Annotated in this window: 19 protein-coding genes; 4 read left to right on the forward strand and 15 right to left on the reverse strand. The window is 44.8% G+C overall.

Going from position 1 to position 19,834, the window contains the following annotated elements; all coding sequences use genetic code 11:
* Positions 1–425: 425 nt before the first annotated feature.
* The 13 genes from QUF19_RS11385 to yceD form a co-directional block, all read right to left on the reverse strand.
* Positions 426–1,193, reverse strand: coding sequence for a TatD family hydrolase (locus tag QUF19_RS11385; protein ID WP_017107277.1), 768 nt, complete (start codon positions 1,191–1,193; stop codon positions 426–428).
* Positions 1,184–2,149, reverse strand: coding sequence for a DNA polymerase III subunit delta' (locus tag QUF19_RS11390; protein WP_286293465.1), 966 nt, complete (start codon positions 2,147–2,149; stop codon positions 1,184–1,186). The genes QUF19_RS11385 and QUF19_RS11390 overlap by 10 nt, the downstream gene beginning before the upstream one ends.
* A 6-nt stretch (positions 2,150–2,155) precedes the next feature.
* Entirely contained in the window at positions 2,156–2,788 is a 633-nt protein-coding gene (gene tmk, locus QUF19_RS11395; protein WP_286293467.1) for a dTMP kinase, read from the reverse strand.
* A 10-nt stretch (positions 2,789–2,798) separates the two neighbouring features.
* The gene (gene mltG / locus QUF19_RS11400) at positions 2,799–3,815 is read right to left on the reverse strand and encodes an endolytic transglycosylase MltG (RefSeq protein WP_286293469.1); all 1,017 of its coding nucleotides are present in this window, start codon (positions 3,813–3,815) and stop codon (positions 2,799–2,801) included.
* Positions 3,812–4,636, reverse strand: coding sequence for an aminodeoxychorismate lyase (gene pabC, locus QUF19_RS11405; protein ID WP_286293471.1), 825 nt, complete (start codon positions 4,634–4,636; stop codon positions 3,812–3,814). Before pabC ends, mltG begins: the two co-directional genes overlap by 4 nt.
* Before the next feature lie 104 nt (positions 4,637–4,740).
* Complete coding sequence (gene fabF, locus QUF19_RS11410) at positions 4,741–5,985, reverse strand: beta-ketoacyl-ACP synthase II (RefSeq protein WP_017107282.1); 1,245 nt, start codon at positions 5,983–5,985, stop codon at positions 4,741–4,743.
* Positions 5,986–6,078: 93 nt separating this feature from the next.
* Positions 6,079–6,312, reverse strand: a complete 234-nt coding sequence (gene acpP / locus QUF19_RS11415) for an acyl carrier protein (RefSeq protein WP_012603569.1) — start codon at positions 6,310–6,312, stop codon at positions 6,079–6,081.
* A 166-nt stretch (positions 6,313–6,478) separates the two neighbouring features.
* Positions 6,479–7,213, reverse strand: a complete 735-nt coding sequence (gene fabG / locus QUF19_RS11420; protein WP_029223568.1) for a 3-oxoacyl-ACP reductase FabG — start codon at positions 7,211–7,213, stop codon at positions 6,479–6,481.
* 25 nt (positions 7,214–7,238) lie between these two features.
* Positions 7,239–8,162 (reverse strand): ACP S-malonyltransferase, encoded by a 924-nt coding sequence (gene fabD / locus QUF19_RS11425; protein ID WP_017107284.1) that lies wholly within the window; start codon positions 8,160–8,162, stop codon positions 7,239–7,241.
* An 80-nt stretch (positions 8,163–8,242) separates the two neighbouring features.
* Complete coding sequence (locus tag QUF19_RS11430) at positions 8,243–9,193, reverse strand: beta-ketoacyl-ACP synthase III (protein ID WP_010437276.1); 951 nt, start codon at positions 9,191–9,193, stop codon at positions 8,243–8,245.
* A gap of 5 nt (positions 9,194–9,198) precedes the next feature.
* A complete protein-coding gene (plsX, locus tag QUF19_RS11435) occupies positions 9,199–10,224 on the reverse strand; it encodes a phosphate acyltransferase PlsX (protein WP_102437016.1) in 1,026 nt (341 codons plus the stop codon).
* A gap of 9 nt (positions 10,225–10,233) precedes the next feature.
* Positions 10,234–10,404, reverse strand: a complete 171-nt coding sequence (gene rpmF / locus QUF19_RS11440; protein WP_004737376.1) for a 50S ribosomal protein L32 — start codon at positions 10,402–10,404, stop codon at positions 10,234–10,236.
* Positions 10,405–10,452: 48 nt separating this feature from the next.
* Positions 10,453–10,980, reverse strand: coding sequence for a 23S rRNA accumulation protein YceD (gene yceD / locus QUF19_RS11445; protein WP_004733994.1), 528 nt, complete (start codon positions 10,978–10,980; stop codon positions 10,453–10,455).
* A gap of 149 nt (positions 10,981–11,129) precedes the next feature.
* Here yceD and QUF19_RS11450 point away from each other — a divergent pair, with 149 nt between their 5' ends.
* Positions 11,130–11,711, forward strand: a complete 582-nt coding sequence (locus tag QUF19_RS11450) for a Maf family protein (RefSeq protein ID WP_286293601.1) — start codon at positions 11,130–11,132, stop codon at positions 11,709–11,711.
* 264 nt (positions 11,712–11,975) lie between these two features.
* Here the strand turns inward: QUF19_RS11450 and rluC are convergent, their stop codons facing one another.
* A complete protein-coding gene (rluC, locus tag QUF19_RS11455) occupies positions 11,976–12,920 on the reverse strand; it encodes a 23S rRNA pseudouridine(955/2504/2580) synthase RluC (RefSeq protein WP_286293604.1) in 945 nt (314 codons plus the stop codon).
* A gap of 617 nt (positions 12,921–13,537) precedes the next feature.
* Here rluC and rne point away from each other — a divergent pair.
* Together rne and QUF19_RS11465 are read left to right on the forward strand one after the other, a co-directional pair.
* Positions 13,538–16,714, forward strand: a complete 3,177-nt coding sequence (gene rne, locus QUF19_RS11460) for a ribonuclease E (RefSeq protein ID WP_286293606.1) — start codon at positions 13,538–13,540, stop codon at positions 16,712–16,714.
* Between the two features lie 261 nt (positions 16,715–16,975).
* Positions 16,976–18,523, forward strand: a complete 1,548-nt coding sequence (locus QUF19_RS11465; protein WP_286293609.1) for a SulP family inorganic anion transporter — start codon at positions 16,976–16,978, stop codon at positions 18,521–18,523.
* A gap of 107 nt (positions 18,524–18,630) precedes the next feature.
* Here QUF19_RS11465 and QUF19_RS11470 read toward each other — a convergent pair whose 3' ends face one another.
* Entirely contained in the window at positions 18,631–19,080 is a 450-nt protein-coding gene (locus QUF19_RS11470) for a low molecular weight protein-tyrosine-phosphatase (RefSeq protein ID WP_286293611.1), read from the reverse strand.
* Positions 19,081–19,164: 84 nt separating this feature from the next.
* Here QUF19_RS11470 and cobO point away from each other — a divergent pair, with 84 nt between their 5' ends.
* Positions 19,165–19,770, forward strand: coding sequence for a cob(I)yrinic acid a,c-diamide adenosyltransferase (gene cobO, locus QUF19_RS11475; RefSeq protein WP_102437008.1), 606 nt, complete (start codon positions 19,165–19,167; stop codon positions 19,768–19,770).
* Positions 19,771–19,834 lie beyond the last annotated feature (64 nt).

The raw sequence follows: 19,834 nt of genomic DNA on the forward strand, positions 1-19,834 counted from the left end.
ATAAAATAATTATATGGGTCCTAACGGCACACCCCCGTAGCCTATATGTTAGCACCCTGCGAAAATGTAACCATGTATTGCATTATATTTTCTGCCGCTAAATATATATTGATGGGGAACTAACTTTCTAGTCACTTACGAAATTTAGTTTCAAAACACGTCTTGGATCACATGTCAAATCAAGAAATGCAATGCTTTACAAGCCAATAAATAACTGAAAATAAACAATATTTTTTAAGAGTCTTATTATTTTACTGGGTAAATAAAATAGGAGCGAATGTTATTTTTAGTAACAAAATTACAAATGTTAGAAATAGGGCTCTCAAGTTCAACATAATTAGTAAACATTAAAAAAAAGCGCACTTTTGGTGATCAAAAACACAAAAAGGGAGCTTTCGCTCCCTTTTATTTGTTAAGTTAGTTTTTTATCGCAAAAAAAGTTTTTGGTAATTTTTGGTCGTTTGTTCAGCAACCTCTTTCATTGACAGTCCTTTCAACTGCGCAATATAAGCCGCCACTTCGACCACATATGCAGGCTGATTCTGGTTACCACGATATGGAACTGGGGCAAGATATGGAGAATCCGTCTCGATCAACAGTCGATCAAGCGGCAAATTCTTTACGACTTCTTTAAGTTCCGTCGCTTGCCTAAAAGTAACGATCCCTGAGATCGAGATATAAAAGCCAAGTTCCATAGCCGCTTCAGCGAACGCTTGATCCTCAGTAAAGCAGTGAATCACACCACCACATTTGTCAGCACCGCCATCACGCAAAATCGACAACGTATCTTCACGCGCATTACGAGTATGAATGATCAAAGGCTTATTTAGCTCTACTGCCAACGCGACATGTTGCTTAAATCGTAGTTGTTGTAGCTCTGCAGTCTCTGGTTGGTAGTGATAATCTAGGCCTGTTTCACCAATCGCCACCACTTTCGGGTTGCTCGCGTATTCACGCATTCTGTCTAAACAAAAGTCGCTCTCTACATCGAGAGGATGTACGCCACACGATGCCTTAACGTTATCAAACGGCGAGATCATCTCGAGCATATTTTCAAACGAATCCAGCGTAACGCCAACAGAAAGCAGTTGGTCAACGTTTGCTGCTTTCGCTTTATTAACCACGTCTTCTACGCTGGTGTGTAAATCTTGGTAATCCAGTTTGTCTAAATGACAATGGGAATCTACGAACATGTTTCCTCGCAAGTGGCAATCAGCCAATTCATTATGAGTAGCTCCGTATTGAGCCCAGGGTGTTGCTTCAACTGCTCAATTAATATCAGCAGTTTATTCGATACTGTATAGGCACTTTGGTAAGACATCACCTCAGAGAGTACTTTGGCACTCGGGGTGATCGCCTTGCTCGCTAAACCAAAATGCAGTTTTTGCACGTCAGACAGTAAATGCCATAGCCAACCTAGTTGAACCAGAGGCTCCTTACTCAGCTCTGTAGAGAACTTCAGCATGTCTGGTTGAACACCTTTGATAACATCCACAAAACCATCTAACGCTTTGCTAGAAGCCTCTACACCGCCTTGTTCAAACATCGCTTTGGCTTTCAAAGGCGCGTTATCATTCAATGCCAATATATACTGAGGAACCGTTTTACCGACTTCTCCATTTAACCATGCCGAGCCCGCATCCAATTGTGGGCACACCACATTAAATTGCTGACAACGGCTAAGAATAGTCGGCATTAAGCGATTACTGTTACGCGTCGAAAGAATGAAAATACAGTTACTCGCAGGTTCTTCCAGCGTTTTCAACAGCGCATTAGACGCCGATTCGTTCATCGCTTCAGCCGGATTCAGCAAGATGACACGCAGGCCACCTAACTGGGACGATTGTTGAGCCCAGCGGTTACTCGCACGCACTTGGTCAACGGTAATCGACTTACCTTCTTTCTCAGGTTCAATCACATGGAAGTCAGGATGACTCCCCGACTTCATCAGTTCACAACTGTGACAAAAGCCGCACGCTTCACTTTCGTAGTTAACACACATCAGTGCCGACGTGAGCTGACTAACTAGCGCTTCCACACCAAGCCCTTCAGGCGCGTTAACAATAACAGAGTTAGGAAAACGTTCTGCATCGAGACTTTTTTTCCACTCACTCCATACCGGTGTGAGCCAAGAATACACTTCAGCCATGACTACCTACTGTTTATCGAGCCAAGCACCTAGCGCGACTTTAATATCAGCAGCCACTTGCTCAATCTCTTGCTGTGCATTAACCACTAGAACCGTGTCGTCTTGTGCTGCAATCTCAAGGTAACGTTCACGCGTACGATCGAAGAATGAGATATCCATCTTTTCGATTCTATCGAGCTCACCACGGCCTCTAGCGCGTTCAAGCCCTACTCTAGGGTCCAAATCCAAGTATAGAGTTAGATCTGGCTTAAAACCGCCTAGCGTGGTTTCTTTCAGTGATTCCATCGTAGTGCGTGCGATCTGACGACCACCACCTTGATAAGCTTGAGATGACATGTCATGACGGTCACCCAACACCCATTTACCACTGTCTAGTGCAGGCTTGATGACGTTTTCTACTAATTGAACACGCGCTGCGTACATCAGCAGCAATTCCGTCATGTCTTGAAGCTTCTCGCCTTCGTGTTCTTCTTTGACCAATGAGCGCATCTTCTCGGCAAGCACGGTACCACCGGGTTCACGAGTATTAACGATGTCCGCGACACCAGCGGCTTTCAATGTCTCAACGATGGCATTGATTGCTGTACTTTTGCCAGCACCTTCAAGGCCTTCAACCACGATAAATTTCGACTGATTCATAATTCTTTCTTTATTTGTTTTTTCTTAATTGCTTTAAGTAAGCTCTGACTGCACGGTTATGCTCAGTCAAACTCTTTGAAAATACGTGACCGCCCGTTCCACTCGCTACAAAATACAGGTAGTTGCTCTTCTCTGGATTCAGAGCCGCGTTGATAGACGCTTTACCCGCCATTGCAATCGGCGTCGGTGGTAAACCACTCATCGTATAGGTGTTGTAAGGCGTTGGCGTGCGTAGATCTTTTTTACGAATATTGCCTTTGTAGCTATCGCCCATGCCGTAGATAACCGTTGGGTCAGTTTGCAGACGCATACGCTTGTTCAAGCGGTTAACGAACACAGAAGACACACGCTCACGCTCAGAAGCGACAGCAGTCTCTTTCTCAATGATAGACGCAAGAATCAGAGCTTCATAAGGCGACTTAAGAGGCAGTTTATCGGCTCTGTTTTCCCACTCATCATTCACCACGTTCATTAGATCTCGGTGGGCGCGTTTCAACAAATCTAAATCCGTTGTGCCATAGGTGTAGTGATACGTTTCCGCTAAGAAAAGACCTTCAAGCTTTTCATTTTCAATACCCAACTTTTCAGCGATCTCTGTTTCAGTCACACCGTCCAACGTCTGTTGAATGAATTCGTTATCTTTTAGCTGAACAAGCCACTCATCAAAACGGCTGCCTTCTACGAAAGTAATCGTGAATTGGTGCTCTTTCCCTTCGACCAGCACTTGTAGCGCTTGCTCGAGGGTTGAACCAGGCTCAAGCAGGAATGTGCCTGCTTTTACGTCAACCAACTCAGGGTGTAGCTTACGGATTAATTTCTCGTAAGGAGAAGCCTCAAACAGGCCGTCATTAATCAGCTGTGCGAGAACGCGGTTAAAGCTGCTGCCTGAAGCAACAGTAACAACTTGTGGTTTTTCTAATTGAATAACTTGTTTCAGGTTATCTTGCGCTTGGTTGTAAACGTAAAACCCAGCAGCACCGGCTGCAATTAGGCACAAGATAATAAAAATAAATAACTTTTTGATCACGAGTTTAGTTGTCCTTGAAGGCTACGAGTAACGGCCCCAATCGTAAATTGGGTATCACTAATACGGGTAACGGGGGCAATCCCTAAAATAGAGTTGGTCATGAAAACCTCATCAGCTTGCATGAGTTGAGATAAGCAGTAGTCACTAATAGTAACGGAAAGTTCAGCTTGATTCAGTGCGGTTAACACTTGCTTACGCATAACCCCAGCAACGCCACTTTGCGTCAGTTGAGGAGTGTGAATCGTCTGCCCTTTGCGCCAAAACAGATTAGCCATGGTGGTTTCAATCACATTACCTGAGATATCAAGAACCACACCATCAACTTCGTCGGCCTGATCCATTTCATCTTTCATCAAGATTTGCTCGAGGCGATTATTGTGCTTATGACCGGCCAATAGTGGGCTCAAACCTAATGCTTGTTGGCAGATGCCGAGTTCGATACCAGAATCTTGCCACGCTGAATAATGACTTGGATAATCAAATGTACTGATGGTTACCGTTGGCTTGGCGATATTCTTGGTACTGTAGCCACGACCGCCTGCCCCACGGCTAACGTGCAGCTTGATCCCTGATTTTTCATTATGAAGATCGTTATCTTGGACATGTTGAAGCGCATTATCGAGCCAAAGGTTAACCACATCCCAATCAAGTGCGGAAATGCGTAACGCTTTAAGGCAATCATCGACACGACGCTGATGATCGTGAAAATGTTGAATCTGGCCATCTCGGACAAGCATTGTTGTGAAACAGCCGTCTCCGTACTGAAACGAGCGATCCAAGATATCGATAGTTTGTTGGCTTTCTCCATCAACCCAAAACATGTTTTTCCCCATAAAAAGAAACGGCTCAATGCTAAAGCATCAAGCCGTTTAAAAACAAGTCTAATTGTGACTATCTACGAGTGTTTATGTCTTTAATAAGATGATTAAATCTTTTTGAAGATCAAACAGCCGTTTGTACCACCAAAACCGAATGAGTTACATGCAGCATATTCCATGCCGCTAACTTTACGCGCGGTATGAGGTACTAAGTCAATATCTAAGCCTTCTTCAGGATCATCTAGGTTGATTGTCGGTGGGACAATCTGGTCAACCAAAGACATCGCTGTGATGATCGCTTCAGCAGAACCAGCAGCACCTAGAAGGTGGCCAGTCATTGATTTCGTAGAAGAAACCAATACTTGCTTACAGCCTGCTTCGCCAAGAGCACGTTTAATACCCTTAACTTCAGCTACATCACCCGCAGGAGTCGATGTACCGTGTGCGTTAACATAACCGATTTGCTCACCAGTCACGCCAGCATCACGCATAGCCGCTTCCATCGCTAGCGCGCCACCAGAGCCATCTTCACTTGGAGATGTCATATGGTAAGCGTCACCCGACATACCGAAGCCAACTAGCTCACAGTAAATCTTAGCGCCACGAGCTTTCGCATGTTCGTACTCTTCAAGAACCATCATGCCTGCACCGTCACCAAGAACGAAGCCGTCACGACCTTTGTCCCATGGACGAGAAGCTTTTTGAGGCTCATCGTTACGAGTAGACAGTGCTTTAGCCGCACCAAAACCGCCCATACCTAGTGGTGTCGATGCTTTTTCAGCACCACCCGCTAGCATTGCGTCAGCATCGCCGTATGCAATCATACGAGCCGCGTGACCAATGTTATGTAGGCCAGTCGTACATGCCGTAGAGATCGCGATGTTTGGACCGCGTAGACCACGCATGATAGACATATGACCCGCAATCATATTCACGATCGTCGATGGAACGAAGAACGGACTGATTTTACGAGGGCCTTTTTCAGTTAGAGCTTGGTGACCTGCTTCGATCAAACCAAGACCACCAATACCAGAACCGATAGCAACGCCAACACGAGGGGCGTTTTCTTCAGTAATAGTTAGGGCTGAATCATCTAAAGCTTGAATACCTGCTGCGACGCCGTACTGGATGAACAAGTCCATCTTACGAGCATCTTTTTTAGTCATATACTCTTCGCAGTTAAAGTCTTTAACTAGACCTGCAAAACGAGTTGAGAAATTGGTTGCATCAAAATGGTCGATATTAACGATACCACTTTGACCAGCTAGCAGGGCTTTCCAAGAAGATTCTACAGTGTTGCCTACCGGCGACAACATACCCATGCCAGTGACAACTACACGACGCTTGGACACGATATTACACTCCGGGGATTGAGGTGATTTAAGATGAGGATAGATGAGTTAGATAAAACACAGGCGGTCAAGGTGACCGCCTGGGAGAGATTATTACTGAGCGCTAGTTACGTAATCGATAGCAGCTTGAACAGTAGTAATTTTCTCAGCTTCGTCATCTGGGATTTCAGTGTCGAATTCTTCTTCTAGAGCCATTACTAGCTCAACTGTGTCTAGAGAATCTGCACCTAGGTCATCAACGAAAGAAGCTTCGTTTTTAACTTCAGCTTCGTCTACACCTAGCTGTTCAACAATGATTTTCTTTACGCGTTCTTCGAGGTTGCTCATTTTTTCTTTTCCTTTACAGAGTTCGCTTTATGCGATGTTTTCCGTAGTTTATTCAATCTATTGAAAGTTGCAAGGTCAACTTTTCTGGTCAAACCACAATTTTCACGATTTTAACCGAAATTACGTATGATCTTGACTTAAATCATGCACAAATGTTGCACATAATTTACACCATGTACATACCGCCATTGACGTGAAGTGTTTCACCTGTGATATAAGCTGCCGCAGGTGACGCCAAAAATACCACAGCTTCAGCGATTTCGCGAGGGTCACCTAGTCGACCTGCTGGTACATTCGCCAAAGTTGCTGCACGTTGGTCATCATTTAGCGCTTTAGTCATATCAGTTTCGATGAAACCTGGAGCAACAGTGTTCACTGTAACGCCACGAGATGCAACTTCACGAGCCATTGATTTAGTAAAACCAATCACGCCAGCTTTTGCAGCTGCGTAGTTAGCTTGACCAGCGTTACCCATAGTACCTACTACAGAACCAACGTTTACAATACGACCTTGACGCTTCTTCATCATGCCACGCAATACAGCTTTAGACATGCGGAAGATAGGCGTTAAGTTAGTATCGATGATGTCATTCCATTCGTCGTCTTTCATACGCATAAGTAGGTTATCACGAGTGATACCTGCGTTGTTAACTAGAATGTCGATCGCACCAAATTCATCGTTGATGGTCTTCAGTGTAGCAGTAATTGAGTCAACGTCAGTTACGTTAAGAGCAAGACCTTTACCGTTCTCGCCAAGGTACTCGCTGATTGCAGCAGCGCCGCCTTCAGACGTAGCAGTACCGATAACTTTAGCACCACGCTCAACTAAAAGTTCAGCGATTGCACGACCGATACCACGGCTTGCGCCTGTAACTAGTGCAACTTTGCCTTCTAAATTCATCATAACTTCTCTATTAATTGGTTATTTACTTAGCAGCGTCTAGTGATGCAGTGTCATTAACTGCAGCAGCTGTCATAGTTTTAACAATACGTTTTGTTAGACCAGTAAGAACCTTACCTGGGCCTAATTCTAGTAGCTTTTCAACGCCTTGCTCGTTCATCGCTTGTACACCTTCAGTCCAACGAACTGGGCTGTATAGCTGACGAACAAGTGCGCTCTTGATTTTTGCAGGGTCTGTTTCAGCAATAACATCGACGTTATTGATAACAGGCAGTGCCGGTGCGTTGAACTCTAGAGCTTCTAGAGCAACCGCTAGCTTGTCTGCTGCAGGCTTCATAAGAGCACAGTGAGACGGCACAGATACTGGTAACGGAAGAGCACGTTTAGCGCCTGCTTCTTTACATAGTGCACCAGCACGCTCTACTGCCGCTTTGTTACCCGCGATAACAACTTGGCCAGGTGAATTGAAGTTAACTGGAGACACAACTTCGTCTTGTGCCGCTTCTTCACACGCTTTAGCAATCGCTTCATCATCTAGACCGATGATTGCGTACATTGCACCCACGCCCGCAGGAACCGCTTCTTGCATCAGTTGACCACGTAGCTCAACTAGCTTGATCGCTTCTTTAAAGTCGATAACACCCGCACACACTAGTGCAGAGTATTCGCCTAGGCTGTGGCCTGCTAGGTTTGCAGGTTGCTCTAGACCAAGCTCTTGCCATACACGCCAGATTGCAACAGACGCTGTTAGTAGAGCCGGTTGAGTACGGAAAGTTTCATTTAGATTTTCTACTGGACCATCTTGAACCAATGCCCATAGATCGTAACCAAGTGCTTCTGAAGCTTCAGCAAATGTCTTTTTAACAACATCATACTGTTCGCCTAGGTCAGCAAGCATACCGATAGCTTGAGAGCCTTGGCCTGGGAATACGATAGCAAATTTGCTCATTGTAATTTTCCTTTAAGCAAAGCAAAAAATTGAATAAGGCACATAAGTTATGTGCCTTGTTTGTTGATTATCGCTTGAGGTTAGAATTTAACTAACGCAGAACCCCAAGTGAAGCCGCCGCCAAAGGCTTCGAGAAGAAGCGTTTGACCACGTTTAATTCGCCCATCACGAACAGCCTCATCGAGTGCTGTCGGTACGGTAGCTGCTGACGTATTGCCGTGCTTATCAAGGGTAATCACCACTTGATCAAGCGACATTGTCAGCTTTTTAGCGGTTGCTGAAATAATACGGTAGTTGGCTTGGTGTGGAACTAACCAATCAAGCTCTGACTTATCCATGTTATTCGCCGCTAATGTGTCTTTAACTAGCTTAGAAAGCTGAGTTACCGCCACTTTGAATACTTCGTTGCCCGCCATGTGTAGCCATTTATCTGCATCACCGCCACGCTCTGGTACTTCTAAGCTTAGAAGTTCACCGTATTTACCATCAGAGTAAATGTGAGTCGACAAAATACCTGGCTCTTCGCTTGCGCCTACAACCACCGCGCCTGCTGCATCACCAAATAAGATGATAGTAGAGCGGTCAGTCGGATCACAGGTTTTTGATAATGCATCAGCACCAATCACCAAAACGTTCTTACACATGCCCGTTTTGATATGCTGGTCAGCAACAGACAATGCATATACAAAGCCTGAACATGCTGCAGCTAAGTCGAATGCAGGGCAGCCTTTAATACCAAGCTTACCTTGTACCTGACATGCAGAAGATGGGAATGTATGGCTACTGCTGGTTGTAGCAACAATGATTAAGTCGATATCTTCTTTGTCGATACCCGCCATTTCAATGGCATTCTCAGCAGCGTAAAACGCCATATCCGCAACGGTTTCGTTTTCCGCTGAAATACGACGCTCTTTAATACCTGTTCTAGCTACGATCCACTCATCGCTAGTCTCTACCATTTTCTCTAAGTCTGCGTTAGTACGCACCTGAGATGGCAAGTAGCTGCCAGTACCTAAAATTTTGCTATACATGAAGACTAATAATGCCTCTCGAGTAAAACCGCTTCCAAACGATCGCTAATGCGGCTGGGGACTTGTCGTTTGACCTCGTGTACTGCTTCACCAATCGCGTTGACGACTGCAGATACATCAGCACTTCCATGACTTTTAATGACAATGCCGCGCAATCCTAACAAACTTGCGCCGTTATACTGGTCGGGGTTCAAGGTTTTTAATTCAGTAAATAGCTCAGAAAACAGCATTCTGGCTATCCAACCCTTTATTGTTGAAGCCATCATGCGCGTTTTTAGCTTATCAATAAAGAGCTGAGCTGTACCTTCGCACGTTTTTAAGCAGACATTGCCCACAAAACCATCACATACGACGACATCAGCAGCATCTTGAAGTAGCTGGTTACCTTCAATATAGCCTATGAAGTTCACAGACTGAGTATTCGACAACATTTCCGCGCATCGTTTTACAAGGTCGTTGCCTTTAATTTCTTCTGCGCCGATATTCAAGATTGCGACACGTGGAGCGCGATCTAAATGTTGTTCCGCTAATGCGCTACCCATCACGGCAAACTGAAAGAGTGAATCTGCATCACTAGACACGTTTGCCCCTAAATCAAGCATCCATGTACGATTCCCTGACGCTGTAGGCAAGGCTGAAACCAATGCAGGCCTATCAATACCAGGAAGGAGTTTGAGTCGGAAACGGGACAAAGCCATCAGTGCGCCAGTGTTACCACCACTCACACAAGCATCAGCCTGTGATTCGGCAACAAGATCAATAGCGGCACGCATAGAACTACCCTGACTATTACGTAAGGCTAGTGAAGGTTTTTCAGAATTGGAAATAACTCGATCACAATGCTGGATACTCAAACGAGAATCAGGCATTCGACCTAATGAAGATAATTGAGATGTGATCGCGTTTCGATCACCTATGAGAATGACTTTTAGCTCTGGGAAATACGACAGTGCCTGCACGGCGGCAGGCACTGTTACACGAGGACCGAAGTCCCCGCCCATTGCATCAAGCGCAACGGTTAGATTTTGCAAAGGTCAACCTTACTTGTTGATAACCTTTTTGCCGCGGTAGAAACCTTCGGCAGTCACGTTGTGACGTAGGTGAGTTTCACCTGAAGTTGCGTCTACAGAAAGTGCAGCTGTAGTTAGCGCATCGTGTGAACGACGCATGCCACGCATTGAACGTGATTTCTTGCTCTTTTGTACGGCCATTGACCCTACTCCTATGTAAATTCTTAAAAATAGTTACTCGTTAATAAGTTACTTCTTTAAGTTTTTTAAAACATCAAATGGATTCGGCTTTTTATCTTCCTCAATTTCTTCAGGAAGTTCACCAAACACCAAGTTATTTGAGTTAACGCTACATTTCGCATCGTCGTGCATTGCTATTTGTGGCAATCCAAGGATGAACTCGTCTTCAACTAATTGAATCAGGTCTAACTCACCGTACTCGTTCAGATCTACCAAATCGTACTCTTCCGGTGCTTCCTCTTCACTTTTCTCGCTGTAAACAGGAGTATAAGTAAATTGGACATCGCACTCATGTGCGAAAACCTCATTACAACGTTGACACTCTAAATCGACTTCGACGTTAGCTTTACCAGAGATAACGACTAATCGTTGTTCATCAAGCCCAAATGACATTGAGACTTGCGCGTCACGTTTTACGCCTTCAGTTGTTTCGGTTAAACGCTTCAAAAGACTTACTTGGATGATACCATCCATATCAAGTCGTTTTTGAGCCGTTCGTGCCGGATCTACTGTACGCGGTATTTTTTCCTTTTGCATAGGGCGCGAATCTTATCTTCCAAATCATGTTTAGTCAAAGGAAATGGCAAAAAAAATGTACTTTCCTGCCTTTCCTATTCAGAGCATTATGAATAGCAGGACAAGTTACGTTATCCTGAGATAAATGCTTCCGTGAATTGTAAATTAAAATGAGAAATTACCAACTAGTTTTAGCCTCTACCTCACCATTTAGGCAAGAGATCCTCAAAAAACTACAGTTAAGCTTCGTTACAGCCAAGCCAGACTGTGATGAAACCCCTCTTCCAGACGAGACACCTCAACAATTGGTAATGCGTCTTGCCGAGACAAAAGCCAAATCTTGTGCGGTTGAAAAACCAAGCTTAGTGATCGGCTCCGATCAAGTATGCGTCATTGACGGGGAGATCATTGGTAAACCACATACTCGTGAAAAAGCGATTGAGCAACTGTCACGCCAAAGCGGCAAGAGCATCACTTTCTATACAGGGATAACCGTATGGAACAGCGAAACCAATCAAGCCGATACTCGCTTAGATACCTTTGTCGTGCATTTCCGCGATTTAACAGAGCAACAGATCATTTCCTATGTTGAGAAAGAGCAGCCTTATTATTGCGCTGGCAGTTTTATGTGCGAGGGGTTAGGTATTGCATTATTTAAACAAATGGAAGGTAAAGACCCAAACACGCTGATCGGCTTACCTCTGATCGATCTGGTTGATATGTTAGAAGCGCAAGGAATGAGTGTTCTGTAGCGGGTACTCTCTCTGTTGTAGGTTCCCTACTCCTTCGTCAGTCTAGGGAGTGACGAAGATAGCTACATTATCCATCAACTCATGATGTAGAACCTGACTTTAAAAAGTCGTCATCCTCAAGAGCGAGGAACGAGCGAGTTGGGGATCTTTTACAAGATATGAAAACAAAAAAGGTTGACGATAGTCGTCAACCTTTATCATTTGCGGATAACGGATACTAAATCCTAAAAGAGTATCTCTTTCGTATCTCGTATCATCTTAAAGTTAAAGCTTACGTAAGCCAGTCAGTGCTTTTTCTAATCTTGCTTCCATTGGCGCCGAGATATCCATCTTCTGTTCGCTACCCGGGTGGGTAAACTTAATGTTGGCTGCATGTAAGAACAGACGATTCAGTCCTACTTTACCCGTATAAGCATCGAAACGACGATCACCGTAGCGGTCATCCCAAGCAATTGGGTGGCCAGTGTATTGAGCATGCACACGAATTTGGTGCGTACGACCCGTAATTGGACTTGCCTGAACCAAAGTTGCGTCTTGGAACTTTTCTAAAACCTTAAAACGCGTCTCTGAAGCTTTGCCGTTTGGATTAACACGAACAATGCTATTCACTTCGTTCTTCAGTAGTGGAGCATTGACAACCTTACAGCTGTTCTTCCACTCACCCATCACCAAAGCAAAATAGTACTTCTGTACGGTTTTCTCGCGGAACTGTGCTTGAAGGTGTCTTAGCGCAGAACGTTTCTTCGCGATAAGTAGAATACCTGACGTATCTCTATCAATACGATGCACAAGTTCAAGAAAACGCGCATCAGGACGAAGTGCTCTTAACGCTTCAATTGCGCCGAACTTAAGTCCACTGCCACCGTGAACCGCAGTGCCTGATGGTTTATTCAGAATCAGCATGTGATCATCTTCATAGATGATGCACTGTTCCAATTCCGAAACCTTATTGAGTTTCGTGCTTGGCACACTGTCTTCTGTTTTCTCTTCAATAGTGACTGGCGGGATACGAACTAAATCACCTGCTTTTAGTTTGTATTCAGCCTTGATGCGTTTTTTATTTACGCGGACTTCGCCTTTACGCACGATTCGATAAATCATGCTTTTCGGGATGTTTTTTAATTGGTTGCGTAAGAAGTTATCAATACGCTGACCAGCCATATCTTCGTCAATGTCGACGAACTGGACTTGGGTTCTAATTTCGCTCATGTGGCTATTGTATCACTGTCACTTTTGATAATTGAGGTTTTCTTAGCACTATTCCGTACTAATTTATCCTTAATCCTCACGGAATCCTCCCTAAATAGCGACTGAAGTCCTATATTTCTTTGATTCTTCGAACAAAAAAGCATCAAGATTCCTGCAAATTAAAATATCAATTGATAAATTATTTATAGACAGTGAGTTAGAGCTATCAAAACCCAAACAAAAACTGTTTTTTTTACCGCATTCCGACAAAGCAGATTGCTGTGTTTACCGACCGCTGCTATAGTTCACAGCTGCTATCAGTGGTTTGACTATTATTTAAACAGCTAACCATTCATAAGCAAGTAAATGAGTAGATAACTCAGATTAGACAGTGCTGCAATCGGCGTAAGACACGGTCAACTGAGTTCCTTATCGCTCTACTCACGTACGCTCATGTTGAGTATTCACCGCCACATCGCGGATCATAGGCTAACTTCCTATGATGACTGACGTGCCCCAGAGCATCCCTCTCCAGCCGGGAGGCTGCACCGATAAAGCCATGGGATCTGGCACCATGAGAAACGAATAAAGCGATAAGAACAATGATGAAAATAAGAAAAGACAATGAGAATTTCTAAATGAAAAGAATGTTAATTAACGCAACTCAAAAAGAAGAGTTGCGTGTCGCTTTGGTTGATGGCCAGCGACTGTTCGATCTAGATATCGAAAGTCCAGGTCACGAGTCAAAGAAAGCGAATATCTACAAAGGACGTATTACCCGTATTGAACCAAGCCTAGAAGCGGCATTTGTTGATTACGGCGCAGAACGTCACGGTTTCCTCCCTCTTAAAGAAATTGCCCGCGAATACTTCCCTGAAGGTTATACATACCAAGGCCGTCCTAGCATTAAAGAAGTGCTAAGAGAAGGGCAAGAAGTAATCGTACAAGTTGAGAAAGAAGAACGTGGTAGCAAAGGCGCTGCACTGACAACTTTCATCTCTTTGGCTGGTAGTTACTTAGTTCTTATGCCTAATAACCCTCGTGCTGGCGGTATTTCTCGTCGTATCGAAGGTGATGAACGCACTCAACTGAAAGCAGCATTAAGCACTCTTGAGCTACCTCAAGGCATGGGCTTAATCGTGCGTACAGCGGGTGTTGGCAAAAGTGCAGAAGAGCTAGAGTGGGACTTGAACGTTCTATTGAATCACTGGGGCGCTATCAAGCAAGCTTCTGATTCAAATGCAGCTCCTTTCCTTATTCACCAAGAAAGTAACGTTATCGTTCGCGCGATTCGTGACTATCTACGTCGTGATATTGGCGAGATTCTAATCGACAGCAATACTATTTTTGAACGTGCACAAGCGCACATTCAATTAATACGCCCAGATTTCATGAATCGCGTTAAGAAATACGATGGTGAAGTGCCACTATTCAGCCATTACCAGATTGAAAGCCAGATCGAATCTGCTTTCCAACGTGAAGTTCGTCTTCCATCTGGTGGTTCTATCGTAATCGACCCAACAGAAGCTCTGACTTCTATCGATATCAACTCTGCTCGTGCAACAAAGGGCGGCGATATCGAAGAAACAGCACTTAACACTAACCTAGAAGCAGCCGATGAAATTGCACGTCAATTACGTCTACGTGACCTAGGTGGTCTTGTTGTTATCGACTTTATCGATATGACTCCGGTTCGCCACCAACGCGAAGTAGAAAGCCGTCTACGTGATGCTGTTCGTTTAGATCGCGCACGTGTTCAGATTGGTCGTATTTCTCGCTTTGGTCTTCTAGAGATGTCTCGTCAACGTTTGAGTCCATCACTAGCAGAAGCAAGCCATCACATTTGTCCTCGTTGTACAGGTACTGGTGTTGTTCGTGATAACGAATCTCTAGCACTATCTGTTCTACGTCTGATCGAAGAAGAAGCTCTAAAAGACAACACTGCGCAAGTTCTTGCTGTAGTCCCTGTTCCTATCGCTTCTTACCTATTGAACGAGAAACGTCGCTCAGTAAACCACATCGAGAAGAACCAAGAAGTTAAGATCACTGTTGTTCCTAACTCTGACATGGAAACGCCACATTTTGAGGTTATCCGTGTACGTGAAGGTGAAGAGTTCGATCTACTGTCTTACCTACTTCCTAACAAGCTAGAAGCTCTAAAAGAAGCAGAAAGCAAAGAACCAGCAGAACAGACTATTCGTCCTAAGAAGATCGAAGAGCCAGCTCTGAAAGGTTTCGCGGCTCCAGCTCAATCAGCACCGACTCCTGCTCCAGCCCCTAAAGCTGTTGAAGAGAAGAAAGTTGAACCAGCTGCAGCAACGCAAGAACCAGGTCTAATTGGTCGTTTCTTCAAAGCTATCGGTAGCTTCTTATTTGGATCTTCAACTCAAGAAGAGAAGAAAGAAGAAGAGAAGAAAGAAGAAGAAAAGCCTAAGAACAATCGCAACAACGGCAACCGTCAACGCCGTGATCGTAACGACAACCGCCGTCGTAACCAACGTGGTGAGCGCGGTGAACGTAATGAGCGCAGCGAGCGTGGTGACAATCGTAACGAAAACCGCGACAACAAACGCCGTCGTAAGCCTGCACGTGATGAGAAACCTGAAGAGCAAAAAGAAGCAGCTCCACAGCAAACTCGTCAACCACGTAAGCCTAAGCAAGATCGTCGCAATAAGCCACGTGAAGAGCAGAAGCTACGTGAAGAGCAAGCTCCATCTAAATTAGCAGAAGAAGGTCTACAGCTAGCAGCAGAAGCGCAAGCTGATAAACCTGAAGCGCCGAAGGCGAAGCCTGAAGCAAAAGCTGTGAAGATTAAAGAGCGTCGCCAGCGTCGTAAACTGAATAAGCAAGTTCGTGTTAAAGACCAACTAGCTCAAGCAGAAGCTGACAACAATGCCGATAACGCTTCAAAAGAGCAAAAGGCACAAACAGCAAACCACGAACAAGCTGTAGCTCAAGAACAGAAGGTTGCTGAACAAGTTGAAGCAACTCAAGTAGACGCAGAGCAAACTGAACAGGAAGAGCCGAAGCAACGTCGTAACCGCCGTTCGCCACGTCACCTACGTGCAAGTGGTCAACGTCGTCGTCGCGGTCGTGATCGTCGCCCTAACCCATTCCGCCTGCGTAAAGGTGGTGTAGCTTCTCCAGAGATGGCTATGGGTAAAGTGATGCCTCGCTTCATTCCAAAACCTCACCACAATCAGACAAAACCTGAAGTGGCTGAAGTTGAAGTAGCAGTTGAAACTCAAGTTGCTGTACAAGAGCAAAACGTAGCTCAAGAGACGGCACCGCAAAGTAACACTGCTATGGCAGGCGGCTTTGCATGTCCTGAACTTGCGATGGGTAAAGTCATTATCTGCCGTGAAGAAGCTGAAACTGTCGTTGAAGCTCAGGTTACTGAAGCTCCTGCGGTAGTTGAAGAAGCTCCAGTAGTTACAACATCAGTAGTTGAAGCTCCTGTTGAGACAGTTAAAGCTGAAGACGTTGTAGCAGAGACAATTGTTGAAACTGAAGCGCCTGTTGAAACTGAAGCTGTTGTTGAACCAGCAAAAGCGGTTGAAGCGCCTAAAGCTGAAAGTGCAAAAGCAGAAGAAGCTCCTGTGGTAAAAGCACAAGCTCCTAAAGCAGCACCGAAGGCAGTAGAAGCGAAGAAACAAGCGGGTTCTCCAATGACTAAAGCTCCTGGTCCTCAAGAGATCAAAGAGATTCAAGTTGTTGCTGCTCCATTCCGTACTGAGCGTTTTGTATCGAAAGGTGCAGGTAGCCAAGCAGCGTCAAATAAAGCCGGCGCTGGCATGACTAAACCTCAATACTAATGAGCTTCGCAGAGTAATCTGCAAAGAACTATCTAAGGGCGACTTATTCATAAGTCGCCCTTTTTTTATATCCACAGTTCCGATTGGTTATAATAGATATATTACTCAAAATGGGGTTCAACCTTGAACTTAATCACATTTTTGGGTAGCATTCGCGCACTTATATTTTCGACACTTAGCTATTGCCGCTCTTTTTCATCACTGTTTGGCTACGCAATACACTCTTGTCGGTAAACCCATTTTAAGCATAGCTGAGCAAACATGTTCGAATTCCCACAATTTTCAAAGCACTCTGTAAAAAATGATGTGCTTTCAGGTCTAACAGTAGCCCTAGCTCTGGTACCTGAAGCCGTAGCATTCGCCTTTGTTGCAGGCGTTGACCCAATGGTTGGTCTTTACGCAGCATTCATCGTAGGTTTAATCACTTCTGTCTTCGGCGGTCGTCCAGGTATGATTTCTGGTGCAACTGGCGCAATGGCTGTAGTAATGGTGAGCCTAGTAGCAACCCACGGCGTTCAATACCTCTTTGCCGCAGTTATGATGGCTGGCCTTCTGCAAATTGCAGCGGGTGTATTCAAGCTAGGTAAATTCATCCGTATCGTTCCGCACCCAGTAATGATTGGTTTCGTGAACGGTTTAGCGATCGTTATCTTCTTAGCACAGCTTGGACAATTTAAAGCACCAGACGTAACAGGTGCATTAACTTGGCTACCAAGTGGTCAAATGACACTGATGCTAGGCTTAGTTGCACTAACTATGGGTATCATCCACTTCCTGCCTAAACTAACAACAGCAGTACCATCTTCACTGGTTGCTATTGTTACGGTAACGGCTTTGGTTGTAGGCCTTGATCTTGAAACTCGCACTGTTGTTGATTTCCTACGCACTATGTCTGGTGACGAAGCTGCAACACTTGCAGGCTCTTTGCCAACGTTCTCTATTCCTGCTGTTCCGGTTTCTTTCGAGACGCTACAAATCATCCTGCCATACGCAATTATCCTTGCGGCTATCGGCTTGATTGAGTCTCTACTGACACTAACGGTACTAGACGAAATGACAAACACTCGTGGTCAATCTAACCGTGAATGTGTGGGTCAAGGTATGGCTAACGTAACGTGTTCAGTATTTGGCGCGATGGGTGGTTGTGCGATGATCGGTCAATCGATGATCAACGTAAACTCAGGTGGTCGTGGTCGTCTTTCAGGTATCGTAGCTGCAGTTGCACTACTGATGTTCATCCTGTTCGGCTCTGCGCTTATCGAAATGATTCCTCTAGCAGCGCTAGTGGGTGTTATGTTTATGGTTGTTATCGGTACGTTTGAATGGGCAACCTTCAAACTGGCTCGTCGTGTTCCTAAGCAAGACTTCTTCGTTATCGTCCTTGTAACTGTAGTTACAGTACTAACAGACCTAGCGGTAGCAGTTGGTGTGGGTGTTGTTGCTTCTGCACTAATGTTTGCATGGCAACATGCTAAGCACATCTACGCAGACACATCAGTAAACGCTGAAGGCTCAAAAGAGTACAAAGTTAACGGTCCAATCTTCTTTGGTTCAACCGCTAACTTCCTTGAGTTGTTTGACTCATACAACGATCCACAAGATGTTATCGTTGATTTTGCAAACTCACGCGTTACTGACCACTCAGCAATTGAAGCAATCGACACGATTGCCGATCGTTACGCTGCTCTGGGCAAAACTCTTCACCTTCGTCACCTAAGCCAAGACTGTGTTGCTATGCTGCACAAAGCGGGTAGCCTAGTTGAAGCGAACGTTGCAGAAGACCCAATCTACAAAGTAATGTCTAAGTAATTTTAGCCATCACTTATCGTTAGATTTAGAAAGGCCGACATTGAATGTCGGCCTTTTTTATACCCGTCGTTTATAGTTATTGCGGAAACACGGAACTAGCTTCGGTGTTAAATAGAGCGTAATATCGCTTCGCTAGACTCTTCAATTAAATCCAACACCAACTCAAAACCATTCCCTTCGCCATAATACGGATCGGGTATCTCTTGATACTGCGACTCTCCAAAACTCAAAAACAACGCAATCTTGTATTGCAGATAAGCCGGGCACTGGCTCATTAAATCATCCAAGTTCGCCTTATCAGCCGCGAGTATTAGATCAAACTCTTCAAAGTCATTCATCACGACTTTGCGTGACGTAATACCTTTGAAGCTATAACCACGTTTCTCACCTGCAGACTTTGAACGAGAGTCTGGTGGGTTGCCTTGATGAAAGCCAATCGTCCCTGCAGAATCGACAATAACATCCACTTCTAGCTGATTCGCCTTCTTCCTTAATACCGCTTCACCTGTTGGCGAGCGACAAATATTACCCATGCAAACAACGAGTATCTTCTTCATTCGTAATCACCTGTTCTTCCGATGGTTTTTGCTATGGTTAAGTTAGGCTATGATAGGTGCAATCACAACTTAAAAGGATTTGTTATGTCGACTGAAGACAACAAAGAACAACGCCATAAAGCAAGGCAACAAAAAGTAAAAGAACAAGTCGATGCACGTATCGCAGCCGCGCAAGAAGTGAAAGGCTTGTTATTGGTTATCACTGGTAACGGTAAAGGTAAATCAACATCTGGATTTGGCACCATCACTCGTGCCGTCGGTCACGGTAAGAAGTGTGCTGTCGCTCAGTTTGTTAAAGGAACTTGGGATAACGGCGAAAAAAACGTTCTCCAAAAGCTGGATGTTGAATTCCAAGTCATGGGAACTGGCTTCACATGGGAAACCCAAGACAAAACAAAAGATATTGAAGCCGCACAACGTATCTGGAAAGAATGTAAGCGGATGCTGGCTGATGAGTCCATTGACGTGATTCTGTTTGATGAGCTGACTTACATGGTGAGTTACGGCTACATCGAGCTAGATGAAGTGGTAGAAGCTCTCAACAACCGTCCGAAAATGCAATCGGTGATCATTACTGGTCGTGGTGCGCATCGAACTCTGACAGAGATGGCGGACACGGTATCTGAAGTTCGTAACGTGAAGCACGCTTTCGAATCCGGTGTTAAAGCACTGCAAGGTGTTGACTGGTAATCGCATTCAACTAGAGATCCCAAACAAAAGCGCCATTCCTACAACAGGAATGGCGTTTCTTTTA

Origin of the sequence: Vibrio sp. FE10, assembly GCF_030297155.1 — a bacterium.
Classification (GTDB): domain Bacteria; phylum Pseudomonadota; class Gammaproteobacteria; order Enterobacterales; family Vibrionaceae; genus Vibrio; species Vibrio apostichopi.

Bases quoted from the DNA above. Each gene is read 5' to 3' on its own strand.
- QUF19_RS11385 (WP_017107277.1), bottom strand. From the start codon at position 1,193: ATGTTCGTAGATTCCCATTGTCATTTAGACAAACTGGATTACCAAGAT.
- QUF19_RS11390 (WP_286293465.1), bottom strand. From the start codon at position 2,149: ATGGCTGAAGTGTATTCTTGGCTCACACCGGTATGGAGTGAGTGGAAA.
- tmk (WP_286293467.1), bottom strand. From the start codon at position 2,788: ATGAATCAGTCGAAATTTATCGTGGTTGAAGGCCTTGAAGGTGCTGGC.
- pabC (WP_286293471.1), bottom strand. From the start codon at position 4,636: ATGTTTTGGGTTGATGGAGAAAGCCAACAAACTATCGATATCTTGGAT.
- acpP (WP_012603569.1), bottom strand. From the start codon at position 6,312: ATGAGCAACCTCGAAGAACGCGTAAAGAAAATCATTGTTGAACAGCTA.
- fabG (WP_029223568.1), bottom strand. From the start codon at position 7,213: ATGAATTTAGAAGGCAAAGTTGCACTAGTTACAGGCGCAAGCCGTGGT.
- fabD (WP_017107284.1), bottom strand. From the start codon at position 8,162: ATGAGCAAATTTGCTATCGTATTCCCAGGCCAAGGCTCTCAAGCTATC.
- QUF19_RS11430 (WP_010437276.1), bottom strand. From the start codon at position 9,193: ATGTATAGCAAAATTTTAGGTACTGGCAGCTACTTGCCATCTCAGGTG.
- rpmF (WP_004737376.1), bottom strand. From the start codon at position 10,404: ATGGCCGTACAAAAGAGCAAGAAATCACGTTCAATGCGTGGCATGCGT.
- yceD (WP_004733994.1), bottom strand. From the start codon at position 10,980: ATGCAAAAGGAAAAAATACCGCGTACAGTAGATCCGGCACGAACGGCT.
- QUF19_RS11450 (WP_286293601.1), top strand. From the start codon at position 11,130: ATGAGAAATTACCAACTAGTTTTAGCCTCTACCTCACCATTTAGGCAA.
- rluC (WP_286293604.1), bottom strand. From the start codon at position 12,920: ATGAGCGAAATTAGAACCCAAGTCCAGTTCGTCGACATTGACGAAGAT.
- rne (WP_286293606.1), top strand. From the start codon at position 13,538: ATGAAAAGAATGTTAATTAACGCAACTCAAAAAGAAGAGTTGCGTGTC.
- QUF19_RS11465 (WP_286293609.1), top strand. From the start codon at position 16,976: ATGTTCGAATTCCCACAATTTTCAAAGCACTCTGTAAAAAATGATGTG.
- QUF19_RS11470 (WP_286293611.1), bottom strand. From the start codon at position 19,080: ATGAAGAAGATACTCGTTGTTTGCATGGGTAATATTTGTCGCTCGCCA.
- cobO (WP_102437008.1), top strand. From the start codon at position 19,165: ATGTCGACTGAAGACAACAAAGAACAACGCCATAAAGCAAGGCAACAA.